The sequence below is a fragment of the Streptomyces flavalbus genome (assembly GCF_042674625.1).
GTDB classification, from domain to species: domain Bacteria; phylum Actinomycetota; class Actinomycetes; order Streptomycetales; family Streptomycetaceae; genus Streptomyces; species Streptomyces flavalbus.
The window spans coordinates 323020-341625 of the sequence record NZ_JBHTEB010000001.1; the positions used below are offsets into that span (position 1 = coordinate 323020).

17 protein-coding genes are annotated in these 18606 nt (G+C 74.8%); 8 read left to right on the forward strand and 9 right to left on the reverse strand.

Features of this window, described 5'->3' with window-relative positions; genetic code table 11:
• Nucleotides 1-3: 3 nt before the first annotated feature.
• Complete coding sequence (locus tag ACFQZ6_RS01410; protein WP_381604488.1) at nucleotides 4-894, reverse strand: DUF3152 domain-containing protein; 891 nt, start codon at nucleotides 892-894, stop codon at nucleotides 4-6.
• A gap of 140 nt (nucleotides 895-1034) precedes the next feature.
• Here ACFQZ6_RS01410 and ACFQZ6_RS01415 point away from each other — a divergent pair, with 140 nt between their 5' ends.
• From ACFQZ6_RS01415 to ACFQZ6_RS01425, 3 genes are all read left to right on the forward strand, one after another.
• Nucleotides 1035-1736, forward strand: a complete 702-nt coding sequence (locus ACFQZ6_RS01415; protein WP_381604489.1) for a response regulator — start codon at nucleotides 1035-1037, stop codon at nucleotides 1734-1736.
• 122 nt (nucleotides 1737-1858) lie between these two features.
• Nucleotides 1859-3298, forward strand: coding sequence for a sensor histidine kinase (locus ACFQZ6_RS01420; RefSeq protein ID WP_381617979.1), 1440 nt, complete (start codon nucleotides 1859-1861; stop codon nucleotides 3296-3298).
• A complete protein-coding gene (locus tag ACFQZ6_RS01425; RefSeq protein ID WP_381604490.1) occupies nucleotides 3295-3900 on the forward strand; it encodes a hypothetical protein in 606 nt (201 codons plus the stop codon). The genes ACFQZ6_RS01420 and ACFQZ6_RS01425 overlap by 4 nt, the downstream gene beginning before the upstream one ends.
• Here the strand turns inward: ACFQZ6_RS01425 and ACFQZ6_RS01430 are convergent.
• The 5 genes from ACFQZ6_RS01430 to ACFQZ6_RS01450 all read right to left on the reverse strand — a co-directional run bounded on the left by ACFQZ6_RS01430 (nucleotide 3873) and on the right by ACFQZ6_RS01450 (nucleotide 9540).
• A complete protein-coding gene (locus ACFQZ6_RS01430; protein WP_381604491.1) occupies nucleotides 3873-4508 on the reverse strand; it encodes a TetR/AcrR family transcriptional regulator in 636 nt (211 codons plus the stop codon). The genes ACFQZ6_RS01425 and ACFQZ6_RS01430 overlap by 28 nt on opposite strands.
• 9 nt (nucleotides 4509-4517) lie before the next feature.
• Nucleotides 4518-5702 carry an XdhC family protein gene (locus tag ACFQZ6_RS01435; protein WP_381604492.1) on the reverse strand — a complete coding sequence of 395 codons (1185 nt, stop codon included), beginning with the start codon at nucleotides 5700-5702 and terminating at the stop codon, nucleotides 4518-4520.
• A 120-nt stretch (nucleotides 5703-5822) separates the two neighbouring features.
• Nucleotides 5823-8033: a xanthine dehydrogenase family protein molybdopterin-binding subunit gene (locus ACFQZ6_RS01440; RefSeq protein ID WP_381604493.1), complete on the reverse strand. Its 2211-nt coding sequence runs from the start codon at nucleotides 8031-8033 to the stop codon at nucleotides 5823-5825.
• Nucleotides 8030-9019 carry an FAD binding domain-containing protein gene (locus tag ACFQZ6_RS01445; protein ID WP_381604494.1) on the reverse strand — a complete coding sequence of 330 codons (990 nt, stop codon included), beginning with the start codon at nucleotides 9017-9019 and terminating at the stop codon, nucleotides 8030-8032. The genes ACFQZ6_RS01440 and ACFQZ6_RS01445 overlap by 4 nt, the downstream gene beginning before the upstream one ends.
• Nucleotides 9020-9021: 2 nt before the next feature.
• Nucleotides 9022-9540, reverse strand: coding sequence for a (2Fe-2S)-binding protein (locus ACFQZ6_RS01450; protein ID WP_381604495.1), 519 nt, complete (start codon nucleotides 9538-9540; stop codon nucleotides 9022-9024).
• 263 nt (nucleotides 9541-9803) lie between these two features.
• Here ACFQZ6_RS01450 and ACFQZ6_RS01455 point away from each other — a divergent pair, with 263 nt between their 5' ends.
• Entirely contained in the window at nucleotides 9804-10202 is a 399-nt protein-coding gene (locus tag ACFQZ6_RS01455) for a hypothetical protein (protein WP_381604496.1), read from the forward strand.
• An 18-nt stretch (nucleotides 10203-10220) separates the two neighbouring features.
• Here ACFQZ6_RS01455 and ACFQZ6_RS01460 read toward each other — a convergent pair whose 3' ends face one another.
• Together ACFQZ6_RS01460 and ACFQZ6_RS01465 are read right to left on the reverse strand one after the other, a co-directional pair.
• Nucleotides 10221-10955: a class I SAM-dependent DNA methyltransferase gene (locus tag ACFQZ6_RS01460; RefSeq protein ID WP_381604497.1), complete on the reverse strand. Its 735-nt coding sequence runs from the start codon at nucleotides 10953-10955 to the stop codon at nucleotides 10221-10223.
• A 69-nt stretch (nucleotides 10956-11024) separates the two neighbouring features.
• On the reverse strand, nucleotides 11025-13781 hold the full coding sequence (locus ACFQZ6_RS01465) for a helix-turn-helix transcriptional regulator (protein ID WP_381604498.1): 2757 nt from the start codon (nucleotides 13779-13781) through the stop codon (nucleotides 11025-11027).
• Nucleotides 13782-14051: 270 nt separating this feature from the next.
• Here ACFQZ6_RS01465 and ACFQZ6_RS01470 point away from each other — a divergent pair, with 270 nt between their 5' ends.
• The 4 genes from ACFQZ6_RS01470 (at nucleotide 14052) to ACFQZ6_RS01485 (ending at nucleotide 18051) form a co-directional block, all read left to right on the forward strand.
• Nucleotides 14052-14402, forward strand: coding sequence for an ArsR/SmtB family transcription factor (locus ACFQZ6_RS01470; protein ID WP_381604499.1), 351 nt, complete (start codon nucleotides 14052-14054; stop codon nucleotides 14400-14402).
• Nucleotides 14399-14713 (forward strand): hypothetical protein, encoded by a 315-nt coding sequence (locus ACFQZ6_RS01475; protein ID WP_381604500.1) that lies wholly within the window; start codon nucleotides 14399-14401, stop codon nucleotides 14711-14713. Before ACFQZ6_RS01470 ends, ACFQZ6_RS01475 begins: the two co-directional genes overlap by 4 nt.
• Nucleotides 14714-14934: 221 nt before the next feature.
• Nucleotides 14935-17019: an MMPL family transporter gene (locus ACFQZ6_RS01480; RefSeq protein ID WP_381604501.1), complete on the forward strand. Its 2085-nt coding sequence runs from the start codon at nucleotides 14935-14937 to the stop codon at nucleotides 17017-17019.
• A gap of 123 nt (nucleotides 17020-17142) precedes the next feature.
• On the forward strand, nucleotides 17143-18051 hold the full coding sequence (locus ACFQZ6_RS01485; RefSeq protein ID WP_381617982.1) for an endonuclease/exonuclease/phosphatase family protein: 909 nt from the start codon (nucleotides 17143-17145) through the stop codon (nucleotides 18049-18051).
• Here the strand turns inward: ACFQZ6_RS01485 and ACFQZ6_RS01490 are convergent, their stop codons facing one another.
• Nucleotides 18052-18492: a hypothetical protein gene (locus tag ACFQZ6_RS01490; protein ID WP_381604502.1), complete on the reverse strand. Its 441-nt coding sequence runs from the start codon at nucleotides 18490-18492 to the stop codon at nucleotides 18052-18054.
• Nucleotides 18493-18606 lie beyond the last annotated feature (114 nt).

Genomic DNA, 18606 nt, shown 5'->3' on the forward strand with positions numbered 1-18606 from the left:
CGCTCAGGGCACGGCGGGGCCCGTGAGGTAGTTGCCGTGTTCGTCGTAGGGCCAGACGTTGGGCGCGCAGCCGTGCATTCCCTTGATCTGCTGCATCATCGCGGGCGCGGGCTGCCCCTCGCCGGGGCAGGTGACGTGGCCGTGGCCGAGGAAGTGGCCGACCTCGTGGTTGATGATCAGGGCGCGGTAGGCGGGGACGTCGTCGGCGTAGACGGGGGTGGCGAGCAGCCAGCGCTTGAGGTTGACCATCACGTCGTCACCGACGTTGCAGTTGACCTCGCCGCCGGTGTCGAGGCCGTACTGTCCGCAGATGTCGTCCACGGTCCCGGGGGTCGCGATGCGGACGACGAAGTCGGTGGGACCGTCCGCGACCCGCTGGAACGCCGAGTGGCCGTCGGCCGTCCAGCCGCGCCGGTCGGCCAGGATGCGCTCGATCTGTCCGGCGGCGTCGGTGGCGGACAGGTCGAGGCCGTCCTCCACGTCGACGCGGTAGCGCAGGGCGGTTCCGGTGCCGACCTTGGCGCTGGTGCCGGGGGCGGTGGTGAAGGTGCCGGGGCCGGTGCGGGGGATGTCGGACTCGGCGGGCGCGGTGTCGGAGGGGCTGGCGGACGGGGAGGGGTCGTCGTCGCGGGAGGCGGTGGGGGTGGTCCGGTCGCGCTGCCGCTCCGGCGGGGCGGGGGACTCGGCGCGGGGGGTGTCCGGGTCGGAGGGGGTCCAGGCGACCGCGGCCAGGCCCGCGGCGCTCAGGACGGTCAGCGCGGCCACGCCGCCCCACAGCGGCAGTCTCCGCCCGCGCGTGGCGGCATGGCGTGCGGAGGCGTCCCGGACGGGGGCGGGTGCGGGGCCGCCGCTCCTACGACGGCCACGGGCGGGGGGCGCTTTGTGGGTGCTCATGATGGCCAGGCTGTGATCGTCATGTGATCGGACCTGGCGCGGACGATAACGAACCGATAACGGAGCTGGCGGTGGAGGTTTATGTGATCATCCGGTAACAAAACCGCTGGGTCCGCCGCTGACCTGGTGATACTGGGCCCATGCCACGCGTTTTGCTGATCGAGGACGACCGGGCCGTGCGGGAAGGGGTCGCGCTCGCCCTGCGCCGTCAGGGCCACGAGGTCGCCGCCGTCGAGACCGGGGAGGCCGGTCTGGAGCGGGTGCGCACCTTCCGGCCGGACGTCGTGGTGCTAGACCTGATGCTGCCCGGGATGCCCGGTCTCGACGTGTGCCGCGGCATCCGCGCCCTCGACCAGACGCTGCCGATCATCATGGCGACCGCGCGGGGCGAGGACGAGGACATCGTCGTCGGGCTGGAGTCGGGGGCCGACGACTACGTGGTCAAGCCCGTGCAGGCCAGGGTGCTTGAGGCGCGGATCCGCGCGGTGCTGCGCCGGGCGGGCGGCGGGGCGGCCGGGGGCGGCCGGGCTGGCATACCGAAGATCGACACCTACGGCGAGCTGTCCATCGACCGCGCCGGGCTCTCCGTCGCGCTGCGCGGCGAGCCGATCGCCCTCGCCCCCTCCGAACTGCGGCTGCTGCTGACGCTGTCGGTCTCGCCCGGCCAGGTGTTCAGCCGCCAGCAGTTGCTGGAGGCGGTCTGGGAGCACAGCTACCACGGGGACGCCCGGCTGGTGGACGCCTGCGTCAAGCGGCTGCGCGCCAAGATGGGCGAACCACCGCGCGACCCCCGCTACATCCAGACCGTGCGCGGCTTCGGCTACCGGTTCGCGGCCCGGTGAGGAACGTGCCCGCGGCTCCGGGGCGGAACGTGCTCGCTGGCCGGGTGACGGAGGCGCTCGCGGGCCCGCTGCGGGCGGCCCGGGTCCGGCTCCCCCAGCCGCGCGGTCTGCGCATCCGGCTGGTGGTGGCGTTCGCGCTGGTCGCCGCGGTCACCGCCACCACCACGGGCGCGCTGACCTTCCGGGAGGCGCGCACCGGGGTGCTCCAGCAGAGCCAGGACACGGTGATCACCCTGCTGCGCACCCAGGTCGGCCGCCTCGCCCCCGACCTCGGCTTCCCGCCCGACGAGGCCGAGCTGGCGCGGTTCGCGGAGGGCGTCGCGCACGCCGACCCGTCGGGGACGTGGCGGGTGCTGGCCACCTACGGCGAGCTGAGCGCCACCTCCCGCCCCGGCGACCCCTTCCCGGAGCTGACACCCGCCGTGCGGCGGGCCGTGGACTCCAGCGTGGCCACCGTCTTCCAGCGGGTCAGCAGCGGCGACCACACCTCGCTCGTGGTCGGCATGTCGATCACCTTCGCCGGGCCCGGCGCGCAGACCGGGACGCCCTCGGGGGTGCGGGTGTTCCTGACGGTGCCGCAGACCACGGAACAGGCGTACGTCGACGCCCTGGTCAGCGCGGTGGAGCGGGCCGCCGTGCCCGCGCTGGCCCTCGCCGTGCTGCTGGCGCTGCTCGCCGCGCGCGGGGTGCTGCGGCCGGTGCGGGCGCTGCGGCGGGCGACCCGCAGCATCGCCGAGGGGCGCCTTGACACCCGGCTCGCGGTCAACGGCTCGGACGAACTGGCCGATCTGTCGCACACGTTCAACGAGACGGCGGCGGCGCTGGAGAAGTCCGTCGCGGAGCTGCGCGGCATGGAGGCGCGGGCGCGCCGGTTCGCGGCGGACGTCTCGCACGAGCTGCGGACGCCGCTGGCGGCGATGTCGGCGGTCACCGACGTGCTCGACGAGGACGCCGCCGGACTCGACCCGGACACCGCCACCGCCGTCCGGCTGATCAGCGAGGAGACGGTGAAGCTGACCCGGCTCGTGGACGACCTGATGGAGATCTCCCGCTTCGACGCGGGCGCGGCGGTGCTGCACCTGGACGAGATCGACCTCGCCGAGTCGCTGCGGCGCACCCTCGCCGCCCGCGCCTGGAGCGACGTCGTCGACTGCGAGCTGCCGCCGCCCGACGCGCTGCGCGGCCGGGTCGACCCGCGCCGCCTTGACGTCGTGGTCGCCAACCTGGTCGGCAACGCGCTGCGACACGGCGCGCGGCCGGTCCGGCTGCGCCTGTACGAGGGTGAGCGGGCGGGCGGGGCGCGGCGGGCGGTCATCGAGGTGCTGGACAGCGGGGCGGGCATCCCCGGCGACGTGCTGCCGCATGTCTTCGAGCGGTTCTACAAGTCGGACACGGCCCGCACCCGCACCGAGGGCAGCGGTCTCGGCCTCGCCATCGCCGCGGAGAACGTGTGGGTGCACGGCGGCACCGTCCACGCGGCCAACCGCCCCGAGGGCGGCGCCGTCTTCACCGTCGTACTCCCCCTGGACCCGACGCCGACGACCGGGGAGCCCCGCTCATGACCCTCCGCCCCCGCCGGGCCGCGCTCCTGGCTGCCGCCCTGTGCGCCGCCACTTCCTGCGGCATCCCGACGACCGGCGTGGTGGAGGCGGGCGTGCCCGCCAGCGGCGTCGTGCCGACGGTACGGGTGTACCTCGTGGCGGACGGCACCCTGGTCACCGTCCCGCGCCGCATCGCCGCGCCGGTCACCGTGGAGGCGGCGCTGGAGGCACTGCTGCGGGGCCCCACCGCGCAGGAGCGCCGCAAGGGCCTCACCACGGCCCTCGCGCCCACCGCGGCCATCCCGGCCGCCCTGCCGACCTCGGCGGTGGCGCCCACCGGGGCCCCCGGACAGGCGGAGCCCGCGGCGGAACTCCTGACGGTGACGACGGCCACCGACCGCGTCTCCATCGCCCTGTCCCCGGCGACGGGCAAACTGACCGACCTCGCGGCGTCCCAGCTCCTGTGCACCGCCACGGACGCCCTCCACACCGCCGCCCCCGACGCCGCCCCCCTGCCGATCACCCTCACCACCCCGAACGACCACCGCACCACCCACCGAAGCCCCCGGTGCCCGAGCCCGCCCCTGACCCGCAGTCAGCCGCCCTCGCCGGGGCGGCGGTAGACGCCGTACCAGTAGGTGCGGGCCAGGTCCGTGGCGACGGCGGGGTCGTCGGTGGCGTCGCCGTGGGCGGCCTGGCGGGTGAGGGCCTGGTCGCTGCCGTGCACGATCAGGCGGGCGGTGCGGGTGGGGTCGACGCTCGTCGGTGTGCGTCCGGCGCGCCGCTCCTCCTCCAGGACCGTGACGAGGTCGTCGACGCAGCGGTCCTCGGCCGCGAGCCACGCGTCGTGCACCAGGGGGTCGTAGGCGGCGACCTCGTTGACCGCCGTCAGCACGGCCACGTGGGCGCGGTAGTGCCGCAGGACCCGCTCGTAGGTGCGGGCCAGGCCGTCGAGGCCGCCGCCGGGTCCGGTGGGCCGCCAGGACGCGGCGATCTCGTAGCCCTTCTTCCTGAGGGAGTCGCTGAGGCGGAGGAGGACGTCGGTCTTGTCCCGGAAGTAGAGGTAGAACGTCGACCGGGAGATCCCCGCGGCGTGCGCGATCTGCCCCACGCTCAGCTCGGTGTAGCTGGCGCCCCGGCGCAGACGGTCCTCGATCACGGACGAGATCCGTCTCTCCAGTACGGCCCTTCGGTCGGCCGCGCTGGAGGGGCGTCGAGTGGTGGAAGCCATGCGAGCATCCTAAGGAAGCGGTAAGAGGGGGGTGTTGGCGCGCGTCAGTGGGGGCGTCGGGGGCTCGGGGAGCGTTTCGGCGGGGTCGCGGTGGATCGGCGTGCGGGTGGACGTGAGGGGCAGGCCCGAGCCGCCGTGGCGGTGCGCGACGAACTCGGCCGCGATGGACAGCGCGGTCTGCTCGGGGGTGCGGGCGCCCAGGTCCAGGCCGATCGGTGAGCGCAGCCGCGCCAGTTCGCGGTCCGTCGCACCGGCCTCCCGCAGCCGCCGCAGCCGGTCCTCGTGGGTGCGCCGGGACCCCATGGCCCCGACGTACCCGACCGGCAGCCGCAGCGCGCGCGTGAGCAGCGGTACGTCGAACTTGGCGTCGTGGGTGAGGACGCACAGCACCGTGCGGTGGTCGACGCGGGTGGTCTCCAGGTAGCGGTGCGGCCAGTCGGCGACCACCTCGTCCGCGTCCGGGAAACGGGCCCGGGTGGCGAACACGGGGCGCGCGTCGCAGACGGTGACGTGGTAGCCGAGGAACCCGCCGAGCCGTACCAGCGCCGCCGCGAAGTCGATCGCGCCGAACACGATCAGCCGGGGGCGCGGCGCGGCGGACTCGACCAGCACCGTCAGCGGCTGGTGGCAGTGGGAGCCGTCCGCGCCCACCACGACCGTCCCGGTGCGGCCCACCTCCAGCAGGGCCCGCGCCTCCGCCGCCACCGTACGCGCCAGGCCCGGCGCGTCGCCCAGCGTGCCCCGCCAGGAGCCGTCCGCCGCGACCAGCAGCCCGCGGCCCAGCAGTTCGGCGGGACCGTCGGCCACGCGCGCCAGCGCCACCGTCTCCCCCGCGCGCACGGCCCGCAGCGCGGCGGCGAGCAGGTCCCGTCCGGCGTCCCCGGCACGCGCCGGGGTGACCAGCACGTCGAGCACACCGCCGCAGGTCAGCCCCACGGCGAAGGCGTCCTCGTCGCCGTAGCCGAAGCGCTGGACGACGGGTCGGCCGTCGTCCAGGGCCTGTTGGCACAGGTCGTACACCGCGCCCTCCACACACCCGCCGGAGACCGACCCGACGGCGGTTCCGTCGCGGTGGACGGCGAGCGCGGCGCCGGGTCCCCGGGGCGCGCTGCCGGTGACCGCGGTCACGGTGGCGACGGCGAAGTCATGCCCCTGCTCGACCCACCGGTGCAGGTCCTCAGCGATGTCCAGCATGTCTCTCCTGTGGGGCGGTCTCGGCGCGGCGGAGCAGAGCGGAGGTGCGGGCGGCGAGGCGGTGCCGGAAGGGTCGGTCAGCGCCACGGTCGTGTCGGGGGCGCTCACGCGCGGGGCCCCTCAGAGCATCAACTGGTCGATGGTGAACGGCAGCGACCGCAGACGGCGTCCGGTGGCGTGGTGGACGGCGTTGCCGATGGCCGCGGCCAGACCGACGAGTCCGACCTCGCCGACGCCCTTGGTGCCGACCGCGGTGGCCCGGTCGGGCCCGCCGCAGAAGATGACCTCCATGTCGGGGACGTCCGCGTTCACCGGCATCAGGTAGTCGCCGAAGGTGGCGTTGGCGATCCGCCCGGTGCCCGCGTCGGTGGCGGTCTCCTCGAACAGGGCCTGGCTGATGCCGCCGACCGTGCCGCCGATGATCTGGCTGCCCGCGGTCTTCTCGTTGAGGATGCGTCCGCCGTCGATCGCGGACACCACCCGCGCCACCCGCAGCAGTCCCAGCTCCGGGTCGATCCGCACCTCGACGAACTTCGCCCCGAACGCGCCCGCGACGGCCATGCCCAGCTCCTCCGACCGCGGCGGCGTGCTGCGGCCGTCGGCGCTGAGTTCCTCCAGACCGTGCCGGGCCAGGATCTCCCCGTACGACTCCCCCGCCGCCACGTCCCCGACCCGGTGGACGCGCCCGTCGGTGACGGTCACGTCGTCGAGCAGGGCGCCGCGCAGCGGGGACGCCTCGTCACCGGCAACGACGTCGAGGAACTCCTGCACCAGCCGTCGGCACGCGCCGTGCACGGCGTTGGCCAGCGCCCCGGTCAGCCCGGACCCACCGGCCTGCGGCGCGTACGGCATGTCCGAGTCGCCGAGGTCGAAGCGGACCCGGCCCACGTCGAGGCCGAGCAGCTCCGCCGCGAGCTGTGTCATCACCGTGTACGTGCCCGTACCGATGTCGGTGGCGGCGCTGCGCACGTACGCCGAGCCGTCCCGGCGCAGCGAGGCGCGGGCCTGGCAGGGCACCTGGTAGAAGGGGTACGACACCCCGGCCATGCCGTAGCCCACCAGCCAGCGGCCGTCCCGCATGGAGCCGGTGCCGGGGGTGCGGCGCGCCCAGCCGAACCGTTCGGCGCCCTGGGTGTAGCACTCCCGCAGCGCCTTGCTCGACCAGGGCAGCCCGAGCAGCGGGTGCTCCTCGGCGTAGTTGCGCAGCCGGAACTCCAGCGGGTCCATGCCGATCGCGTACGCCACCTCGTCGATGGCGGACTCCAGGGCGAAGTTGCCCTGCCCCTCGGCCGGGGCCCGCATGGAACCGGGGCAGGGGATGTTGAGGCGGGCCTGCCGGTCCCGGGTGAGCACGTGGGGGCAGTCGTAGGCGACGGCGGAGCCGAAGGAGACGGGCTCGTAGTCGTCGTCCTCCATCGCGACCGACGACATGCCGTGGTGCTCGATGGCGACGAGGTCGCCGTCGCGGGTGGCGCCGATCCTGATCCGCTGCACGCTGTTGGGCCGGTGGCCCACGGAGGAGAACATCTCGGGGCGGGTGAGCACCAGTTTGACGGGGCGCCCGACCCGGCGGGCGGCCAGCACGGTGAGGATGACGTGCGACCAGACCCGCAGGCCCGCGCCGAAGCCGCCGCCGACGAAGGGGGCGAGGACGCGGATGCCGCTCTCGGGGACCTGGAAGACCGTGGCGAGGGTGGTGCGCACGTTGTGCGGCCACTGGGTGGAGTCGTGCACGGTGAGGCCGTCGCCCTGCCAGTGGGCGAGGGTGGCCATCAGGCCGAGGGGGTTGTTGGTGTTGTCGGGGGTGGTGTACCGCTCGTCGACGACGACGTCCGCCCGCGCGAACCCGGCGGTCACGTCGCCCCGTTCGGTGTCCAGGCCCCAGGGGTTGTCCAGGATCTCGGCGCGGGGGTCGTCGACGTCGAGTACGGCCTTGGACGTCTCGTACGTGACGCGGACGAGGGAGGCCGCGTGCCGGGCCTGTTCGGCGCTCTCGGCGACGACGACGCCGATGTGCTGGCCGTGGTGGAGGACGCGGTCGTCCCGCAGCGGCGCGGGCGGGGAGCCGCCCAGCAGCGTCATGGGGCCGCGTTCCAGTCGTGGGGCGTTCAGGTGCGTGATGACGTCGAGCACGCCGGGCGCGGCGAGCGCCTCGGTGGTGTCGATGGCGGTGATCCGCCCGGCGGCGACGGTGCTGCCGACCAGGGCGGCGTGGACCATGCCGGGGACGGCGAAGTCGTTGGGGTAGGGGGCCGCTCCGCTCACCTTCAGCGGGGCGTCCACGCGGTCGAGGCCCGCGCCGACGATCCGGCCGGTTTCCAGAGTGGTCATGCCGACGCTCCCGCCACGGTTTCGAGGGCGCGCACCAGGGTGCGCCTGGCCAGTTCCACCTTGAACGCGGTCCCGGGCAGCGGCCGGGCGCCTTCGAGCGCCGCCTCGGCCGCCGCACGGAAGGTGTCCGCGGTGGGCGGGGCGCCGCGCAGGACGTCCTCCGCGCCCCGGCACCGCCACGGCACGGTGCCGACGCCGCCGAGCGCGGTCCTGGCCTCCCGGATGACGCCGTCGTCCACGAGCAGCGCCACTCCGGCGGAGGTCAGGGCGAACTCGTACGACACCCGGTCGCGGACCTTGAGGTAGTGCGACCTGGTGCCCTCCGGCAGCAGCGGGATCTCGACGGCGGTGATCAGCTCGCCGTGCCGCAGCACGTTCTCCACGTGCGGGGTGTCGCCCGGCGGCAGGTGGAACCCGGTGAGCGGGACCGAGCGGGTGCCGTCCATGCCCTGGATGTGCACGACCGCGTCGAGCGCGACCAGGGGTACGGCGACGTCGGAGGCGTGCAGGGCGATGCAGTGGTCGCTGGTGCCCAGGATCGCGTGCATCCGGTGAATGCCGTCGATGGCGGCGCAGCCGGAGCCGGGGGCGCGCTTGTTGCAGGCGGGCACGGACGGGTCGCGGAAGTACCGGCACCGGGCGCGCTGGAGCAGGTTGCCGCCGATGGTGGCCATGTTGCGCAGTTGGGTGGAGGCGCCGAGCAGCAGGGACTCGCGGACGAAGGGGAGCCGCTCGCGCAGGGGGCCGTCCGCCGCGAGCTCCTCCATCGTGGTCAGGGCGCCGACGCGGACGGCGGAGCCGGTGTGGGTGATGCCGCCGAGCGGGAGGCCGGTGATGTCGACGAGGCGCTCCGGGCGGAGCACGCCGTCCTTCATGAGGTCGAGCTGGGTGGTGCCACCGGCGAGGAAGGAGGTCCCCGGGTCGGCGCTCACCACGGCCACGGCCTGGTCGGCCGCGGTGGCGCGGGTGTATTCGAAGGGCTGCATGATCAACGCTCCGCCGTGACGTCGCGGATGGCCGCGCGGATGTTCGGATAGGCGCCGCAGCGGCAGAGGTTGCCGCTCATGAACTCGCGGATGTCCTCCTCGGTGCCCGCCCGGCCCTCCGCGATGAGGCAGACGGCGGACATGACCTGGCCCGGGGTGCAGTAGCCGCACTGGAAGGCGTCGTGCCGGGCGAACGCCTCCTGCACGGGGTGCGGCGTACCGTCGGTGGCGAGGCCCTCCACGGTGGTGATGTCCCGTCCCTCGTACTGGGCGGCCAGCGCGAGGCACGACACCACCCGCCTGCCGTCGGCCATCACCGTGCAGGCACCGCAGGCCCCCTGGTCGCACCCCTTCTTGGCGCCGGTGAGGCCGAGGTGGTCGCGCAACGCGTCGAGGAGGGTGACGCGCGCGTCGATCCGGAGGGTGTGCGGGGTGCCGTTGACGCGCAGGGTGAGGGTGACGTGCGGCGGCTCGGGCGGTGACTGGCCGGTGGGGCGGGTCTCGGGTTCTGCCTGCTGCATGGCGCCTCGATTCTGGGTGGCGGGACTCGGGGTCCGGGAGCATCGGGTACGCGCTTGGGGTCGGCCGTACCGACTATCCCTGGCGGGGACACGGGTCACACCCGGGTGGATCCCTGGTCGGGTCCCTGGGGTGGGCGGTCCTGTCGCACCGGGAGCGCAACTGCCACCCGCGAGAGCCGCTGACGGTCGTCGGCAACTCCGTCGGCGCGACCCGCCTGGTCCGGGCGGTTGCCTTCACCGCGGACGGGACGGAGCTGGTCACGGTGACCGGCGACGCCCTGCTGCGCGGTTGGGACGCCACCACGGGACGCCCGGTCGGCAGCCCCGTCGAGATCAGCGACGGCGCGACCACCGCTGCGGTCACGGTCGCCCCCACGGGCAGCGTCCTGGCGCTGGCGACCAAGCGCCACATCGAGTTCCGGGACACCGCCACCCACCGGCCGGTGGGCGTCCCCGTCCCCGTCGGCGCCGCGCCCGCGACCCTGGCCTTCAGCCGCACGGGGAGCGAACTGCTGACCGGGACCTACGACGCCGTCGTACGCCGCGTCCCGACCGCGCCCCTCACCGACCCGTACGAGGCCCTGTGCGCCGAAGTCGGCCCACCGGACACCCGGGTCCGGGACGCCTTCGCCCCTGGCGAGACCCGGCCCGCGACCTGCTGACCCCCGCCCCCGGCGACGTCAGGGGAGCCGGTAGACGGAGACGTGGGAGCGGGACTCCGCGGTGAACTCGGCGCCTGACCAGTCCGCGTGCCTGCTCTCCAGCTCGAAACCGGCCAGCTGGGCCATGAGGTCGAGTTCGGCTGGCCAGATGTAGCGGTGGGGGCTGCGGAACAGCCGCGCCTGCTCGGTCTCGTCGAAGTGGAAGTGGTGCGAGACGACGTGCTGGTGCAGGACGTCGTAGGTGTCCAGCCCGATGTAGCCGGGTTCGGAGTTCCAGACGGTGGCCGTCTGGCCCGGCGGGAGCTTGCGCAGTTCGGGCACCCAGAGTTCGATGACGAACCGGCCGCCCGGGGTGAGGTGGCGGGCCGCGTTGCGGAAGCACCGCACCTGCTCCTCCTGGGTGAGCAGGTTGGAGATCGTGTTGTACACGAGGTAGACGAGGGTGTACTCCCCCGGGGCGGTGGTGGTCGCCATGTCCCCGATGACCACGGGGATCGTCGCCTCGTCGGCCTTGGCGCGCAGTCGCTCCACCATCGGCAGCGACAGCTCGATGCCGGTGACGGGTACCCCCCGCTCCGCGAGGGGGACGGCCACCCGGCCGGTCCCGATGGCGAATTCGAGCGCCGCTCCGCCGCCCGCGAGCCGGGCGAGCCGGTCCACGGCCGGTTCCAGCACCTCGGGGGCGAACATTCCGGAGCCGGGTGTGTCATAGCGCTGGGCGGCGTCGGCGTCCCAGATCTTCTCCTGCTGCATTCCGCCCACGCTCGCGGCTGGCACCCCGCGGTGTCCACCGGGTTTCTCCGGCCGCTCGCCGCGCGGCGGTCACTCCTGCGGCGCCGGGAGGTGGAGCTGTCTGCGGGAGGTGACGCCGAGCTTGGTGAAGATCTTCCGTAGGTGCCATTCGACCGTGCGGGGGCTGATGAAGAGGCGGGCGCCGATCTCGGGGTTGGTCAGGCCCTCGCGGACGAGGCGGACGATCTGGTTCTCCTGCGGGGTGAGGTCGCTGCTGGCGTCGACGACGCGCTGGTGGACGTTCTCGCCGGTGGCGGCGAGTTCGCGGGTGGCGCGATGCGCGAAGCCGTCCATGCCCAGGGCGGCGAACAGGTCGTGGGCGGTGCGCAGGTGCTCGCGGGCGGCCGAGCGGCGGCGCTGGCGGCGCAGCCACTCCCCGTAGAGGAGGTGGGCGCGGGCCAGTTCACCGCGCAGCCGGGTGCGGCCGAGCCGGTGCACGGCCTCGGTGTACGCGGCCTCGGCGTCCGCCCCGTCGGTCACGAGCGCGCGGCAGCGGGACTCGATGCCCAGGGCCCAGTCGGAGCCGCTGGCCCTGGTCAGCTCGGTGAGGCGGCGCAGGGCGTCGCGGGCGTCGTCGGGCGCGCCGCCCCGGGCGGTCGCCTCGATGTACTCGACGAGGGACCAGACCGGGATGCCCATCTCCAGCAGGCGGTAGTCCCGGAAGGCGGCGTGCGCGGCGTCCGCGGCCTCCTGGTACCGGCCGAGGCTGTTGTAGAGGACGGCCCTGGCCCAGCCGCTGACCACGGGGCCGACGCCCTCGCCGCGCCGGACGGCGCCCTCGTCGGCGCGGCGGCCGAGGTCCACGCACTCCGCCTCGCGGCCCCGCCAGGCGGTGACGAAGAGCGCGGCGTAGAGCGGGGCGGCGATACCGACGGCCTCGGAGACGGTCTCCACCTCGTCCGCGAGCGCGGCGGCCTGGGCGAGTTCGCCGTCGAGGACGTGGACGACGCAGCGCATGGTGAGCGCCAGGGGGAGGCCCATGGCCTGGCCGCTCTCCCGGATGAGCCGCAGGTAGCGGTCGGCGAGGAGGGCGAGGGTCTCGTGGTCCCACAGTCCCACGGCGGTCACGCAGATCATCCAGAGCCAGCGCAGCGCATCCTCGGGGTCGGTGTCCGGCTGGCGGAAGGCGGCGAGGGCGGCGCGCAGGGCGGGTACGGCGGCGGTGTGGCCGTCGATGACGCGGCGGGCGAGCCCGTCGAGCAGGAGGTCGGTCGGGCGGGGGGTGTGCGGGGCGGGCAGGGCGCGGGCGGCGGTGGCGGCCTCGAACTGGCCGCTGCCGTAGGCGTGCGGTCCGGCGAAGACGGCCGCGTCGATGACCTCCAGGTAGGTCCGGCGGGCGAGGGCGGCGTCGTGGGGGGCGAGTTGACTGGCGGCCTTGAGCAGCAGGACGGGGGCCTCGCTGCCGCGGTGGGTGGTGAACGCGACGCGGGCGCGGACGAGGTCCACCTCGCCGCGGCGTCGGCCGCCGAGGGGGCCCGCCTCGGCGATGGACAGCAGGCGCAGGGCGGTCTCGGGGTTGCCCGCCTCGTGGGTGGCCCGCGCGGCGGCGAGGGCGCGTTCCTGGCGGCGGGCGGGGTCGGGGGTGAGTTCCACCGCGCGGGCCATGAAGGCGGCGGCCGCGGCGACGCCGCCGCGGGTGCGGGCCTGTCCGGCGCGGTGTTCGAGTTCCGCCGCGACCTGTTCGTCGGGGCCGGGCGCGCCGTGTGCCGCGTGCCAGGCGCGATGGTCGGGGTCGGTCGCCGGGTCGGTCACGTCCGCGAGGGCGCGGTGGGTGCGGCGCCGGTCGTCGGTGGAGGCCGCCCAGTAGACGGCGGAGCGGACCATCGGGTGGCGGAACCTGGCCAGGTCGCCGATCTCGATCAGGCCGGAGGCGACCGCGGGCGCGGCGGCTTCGAGGTCGATGCCGAGCCGTCCGGCGGCCAGCCACAGCAGTGCCGGTTCGCCGGTCGGGTCGGCCGCCGCCACCAGCAGTAACCGCCGTGACTCCGGTGGCAGTCCGGCGATCCGCCGCTGGTACGCCTCCTGGATGCGGGCGGTCACGGGCCGGGTGCTGGGCAGGCCGAAGCCACCGGCCAGCTCCACCTGGGTGGAGGTCCTGGGCAGTTCCCGCAGGGCCAGCGGGTTGCCGCGGGTCTCGGCGACGACCCGGCCGAGCACGTGCTCGTCCCAGGGGCCGGGGAGCACGGAGCGCAGCAGCGCCCGGGCGTCGGCGTCGGGCAGGCCCTGGACGGGCAGTTCGGGCAGGCCGACGGGTTCGGCGCCGGTGGGCGGGGCGTCGTCCTCCGTACGGACGGCGAAGACGATGGCCACCGACTCCGCGTGCAGTCGGCGGGCGGCGAAGGACAGGCTCTGCATGGAGGCCCGGTCGAGCCACTGCGCGTCGTCGACGACGCACAGCAGGGGCCGGTCCCGGGCGGCCTCGGCGAGCAGGCCGAGCACGCCCAGGGCGACGTGCAGGCCGTCGGGCGCGCGCCGCGACCCGAGCCCAAGCGCTCCGCTGACCGCGTCGCGCTGGGCGGCGGGCAGGCGCGCGAGCCGGTCCATGAAGGGGGTGCACACCTGGTGGAGTCCGGCGAACGCCAGCTCCATCTCGGACTGGACGCTCGTGACGCGGACGAGCTGGAAGCCGCGGGCCCGCTCCACCAGGTGGGCGAGCAACGTCGTCTTGCCCACGCCTGGTTCGCCCCGCAGCACCAGGGCCCGGCTCTCGCCGCCCCGCACGGCGTCGAGCAGTTCCGCCAGCCGCTCGCACTCCCGGCGGCGGCCCGGCACGGGTGACGGTGTCACCGCTCGGCGGGTCTCTGGCTCGGTCCGCGCTTGCCACCACCACGACTGGCCATGCCTGACCTCCTGTCGCCGGACGGTTGGACACGGCGTCCAACGAGCTGTCCCGGAGTCTAGCCGCCGCCCCGCGGGCGGGTCCGCCCGATCTCGCACGCCGACCCCGACCCGACCCTGAGGTGTCCCCCACCCGACCCTGATATGTGTCAGGAATCTTTGACAGGTCCTCCCGGTACTGTCAGGGTTTTCTTACAGGTACGACGGAAAGGGGCCGCGATGCCCGAGGTCCCGCCCCCGGCGCCAACGGGCGAGGAACTGCTCAGGGTGCTCTCCGCGCTCGGCAACGCACACCGGATGCGGATCGTCGCGGCGCTGCTGGAGCGGCGGAACTACGTCAGCGCGCTGGCACGCGAGATCGGCATGAGCCGCCCGCTGCTGCACATGCACCTCCAGCGCCTGGAGGCGGCCGGACTGATCGTCGGCACCCTTGAGGCCGCGGAGGACGGCAAGCTGATGCGGTTCTTCGACGTGGCCCCGTTCTTCTACGAGTTGACGCCCGGCGTCGTCGCCAGGGCCGCCGCGACACTCCCCCTGCCGGAGAAACCAGAGAAAGAAGAGGCGAAGTGAATGAGGAAGTCGTGACCGTCGCCGCCGGAGCCGAGGAACTCGGCTTCGTCGTCGGGGCCGTCGGCGCGGCCGGGATGTTCAGCCTGTTGATCGTGATCGTCTGGCAGGTCGCCGCCACCTGGCGCGCCCGGATGCTGGCCGCCCGTGACCGGCAGTACCAGGAGCTGGCCGAGCGGTACGCGCGTCTGCTGGAGGACACCGTGGAGTTGCAGCGGCGGACGGTCGACGAGCAGCGGCAACTGCTGGACGAGCTGACGCAGACCCGGCTCGCGGTCGGCTCCATGGAGAAGATGATGCGCGAGATCGAGTAGCGCCACTACGCGCGACCGAAATCGCCGGGCCGTGCGGGAGCGTACGGCCGGGAGCGGCAACTCCCGGCCGTACCGAGGAAGAACGCACCCCGGACCCATCCGTCCGCCATGCCACGGCAGGTCGTCACACCTCACACGCCGTGGCGCGGATCCCGTGCGCCCGTGCGCCAGGCCGTCTCCGGCCGGGCGGGGGCGCTCTTTCCCACGCAAGGAGACTACTCATGTCTGCGCTGCTGAAGCGCGCCGCCCGGTCCCCGGGCGCACGCCGCGGCTGGGGGCACCCCCGCCGTGGCTGGCTGGTCCTGGCGGCCTGGCTGGTCCTGGCCGTCGCCCTCGGCCCGCTGGCCGGGAAGCTCGGCGACGTCGAGGACACGTCCGCCAACGCCTTCCTGCCCCGGGGCGCCGAGTCCGCGCGGGTCAACACCCAGTTGGAGCAGTTCCGCACGGACACCGTGCTGCCCGCCGTGGTCGTCTACACCGGCGACGGCGCGGCGGCGACCGCCGCGGCGGAGCGGACCGCCCTCGCCCGGTTCGCCGCGCCCGGGCAGCGGGTGGCGGCGCCGGTGCCGTCCGACGACGGCGAGGCCTGGCTGACGGTGGTGCCGCTCGACACCGAGGACGACCTCACCGGCGACGTCGACGAGCTGCGCGAGGCCGCCGGGGCGAACGCGCCGCCGGGCACGTCCGTCGCCGTCGGCGGACCGGCCGGGTCCCTCACCGACCAGGTCGCGGTCTTCGACAGCCTGGACACCACCCTGATGCTCGCCACCGGCCTCGTCGTGGCCGTACTGCTGCTGATCACCTACCGCAGCCCGCTGCTGTGGCTGCTGCCGCTGCTGTCGGTCGGCTTCGCGGCGGTCCTCACCCAGGTCTGCGCCTATCTGCTGGCGCGCCACGCCGGGCTGCCGGTCAACCCGCAGAGTTCGGGCGTGCTGATGGTCCTGGTGTTCGGGGTCGGCACGGACTACGCGCTGCTGCTGATCGCCCGCTACCGCGAGGAGCTGCACCGGCACGCCGACCGCCACGAGGCGATGCGGATCGCGCTGCACCGCTCCGGCCCGGCGGTCCTGGCGTCGGCCGCGACGATCGCCGTGGGCCTGTGCTGTCTGGCCCTCGCCGACGTCAACTCCTCGCGCTCACTGGGGCTGGTGGGCGCGATCGGGGTGGTGTGTGCCTACCTCGCGATGGTCACGGTGCTGCCCGCGCTGCTCGTGGTCTGCGGGCGCTGGGTGTTCTGGCCGTTCGTGCCGCGGTACGGCACGCCCGGCCGGGAGCACCGTACGGTCTGGCAGCGGGTCGGGGCCGCGGTGGCGGGGCGTCCGCGCTGGTCGTGGCTGATGTCGGTGGCCGTGACGGGGGTGCTGGCGCTGAGCACGGCGGGGATCTCGATGGGGCTGACCCAGGCGGAGATGTTCCACGACGAGCCCGAGTCGGTCGTCGCGCAGCAGCGGATCTCGGCGCACTACCCGTCGGGCGCCTCCGACCCGGCGACCGTCGTCGCCCGCGCCGACCGGGCCGCCGAGGTACGGCGGGCGGCGGCCGGGGTCGACGGGGTGGCCCGGGTGGCGGCGGACGCCGACCGGACCGCGGACGGGCGGCTCGTGGCCCTGTCGGTGGTGCTGGCCAGCGCCCCGGACAGCGACGCCGCCCAGCACACCGTCGACCGGCTGCGGGACGCCGTCCACGCGGTGGACGGCGCGGACGCCCTGGTCGGCGGCACCACCGCGGAGACGCTGGACACCCAGCGGGCCACCGACCGCGATCTGCGCGTGGTCGTGCCGGTCGTGCTCCTGGTGGTCCTCGGTGTCCTGGTGCTGCTGCTGCGGGCGCTGATCGGGCCGCTGGTGCTGCTGGCGACGGTGGTGCTGTCGTACCTGGCGGCCCTCGGCGCGGCGAACCTGCTCTTCGAGCACGTCCTGGACTTCGCGGGCGTCGACTGGTCGCTGCCGCTGCTGGGCTTCGTGTTCCTGGTCGCGCTCGGCATCGACTACAACATCTTCCTGATGCACCGGGTCCGGGAGGAGACCGCCCGCCTCGGCCACGCCCGGGGCGTCCTGGAGGGGCTGACCAGCACCGGGGGCGTGATCACCTCGGCCGGTGTGGTGCTCGCCGCCACGTTCGCCGTGTTCGCCGGGCTGCCGCTGGTGACCATGGCCCAGATGGGCGTCCTGGTCGGCATCGGCGTGCTGCTGGACACGTTCCTCGTGCGGACGGTCCTGGTCCCGGCGCTCGCCCTGGACCTGGGCCGCCGGTTCTGGTGGCCGGGCCGCCACTTCCGGGCGCTGGGCGCCGCCTCCCGTCCCTGACCGGGGGTGGGGCGGCGGAACCGTCGCCCCACCGCCGCTCGTCCCTGGACCGTGGGACGAATTCGATCAAGGGAACCCGGTACGAACCGCCGGTGGGCGGCCGTGGGACGACGGCCGACGGCGCTGCTCACCGGCGCCGCCGCGCTGACGGCGCTGCTGCTGGCCGGGCACCGGCTGGTGCCCAACCGGGTCGGCCGCCTCGGCAGTCTGCTGGAGGTCTTCCTGCCCTGGCTGGGCCTGCTGGCCGCCGTACTGGTCGGGCTCGCCCTGCTGTACCGGTCGGCCGCCGCGCTGCTGGCGCTGCTGCTGCCGGTCGCGGCGTGGACGCACCACTTCGGCGCCCTGCTGCTGCCCGCGCCGGAACCGGGCCCGCGCGAGCTGGTCGTCGTCCAGCACAACGTCAGCGACGTGAACCCCGACCCGGCGGGCACGGCCCGCGCCCTCGCCGCCGCCGACCCGGACCTCATCGCCCTCCAGGAACTGCTGCCCACGGCGCTGCCGGTCTACGAGGAGACACTCGCCGCCCGCTTCCCGCACCACGTGGTGCGCGGTACCGTCGGCCTCTGGTCGAAGTACCCGCTCACCGGCGCCCGGCACCTGGACATCAAGCCCGCGGGCATCACCGAGCCGTGGCAGCGCGGCCTGCGCGCCGTGGCCGCCACCCCCTACGGCGACGTCGCCGCGTACGTCGCGCACCTGCCGTCGGCCCGGGTCCGGGCGAGCGGTCTCGCCTCCGGCTGGCGCGACGAGAGCGCCGGGCTGCTGGGGCGGGCCGTCGCCGCCGAGCCGGTGCGGGCGGTGGTCCTCCTGGGCGACCTCAACGGCACCGTCGACGACCGCGGCCTGCGCCCGCTGACCGCCCGGCTGAACACGGCGGAGCGGGGGTTCGCGTTCAGTTTCCCCGGGGCCTTCCCCGTGGCCCGGATCGACCAGGTGATGGCCCGCGCGGCGACGGTCCGCCACGTGCGTACCCTGCCCGCGACCGGCAGCGACCACCTGCCGGTGGCCGCCCGGGTCAGGCTCGGCGGGTAGTCACAGGTCGGCGCAGAGGTCGCGGGCGGTGCGGAGCGGCTTCCGCACCGTGGCGTCGGCCAGGTCGAAGGTCTGGGCGTGCCGGTCGCGCGCCTCGCGCAGGGCCTGGGCGAGCGGCTTGTACTCCGGGTCCCCGGCCGCCGCCGCGGCCGACAGGACCGTGGCGGCGGCGAAACGGTTCACCGCGATCTCACCCCGGGCCCCGTCAACCGTGTAGTCCGACTCCTCGAAGCCGTCCAGCGCCTGGCAGGCGGCGCGCGCGTCGGCCGCGGCACCGCCGGTCGCGGTGTCCTCGCCGCTGAGCGCCCAGGCCACACCGACCCCGCCGCCGCCCAGCAGCAGGCCCACGGCGACGGCCACGGCCACGACGGGCCGGGGTCGGCGCGACGGCGCGGCGGGGGCGGACGGGGCGGGGGCGACGGGCGGCGTTGGCGAAGACATGCCAGGAAGCATAGCGAGCCAAGATCCAGTAGCCCTCCGCCACGGACGGCCCCACGGGACACAACAGGCCACACCGGCGGTTTCCGGCCACACTGAGGGAGGTGTTCCGGCGGA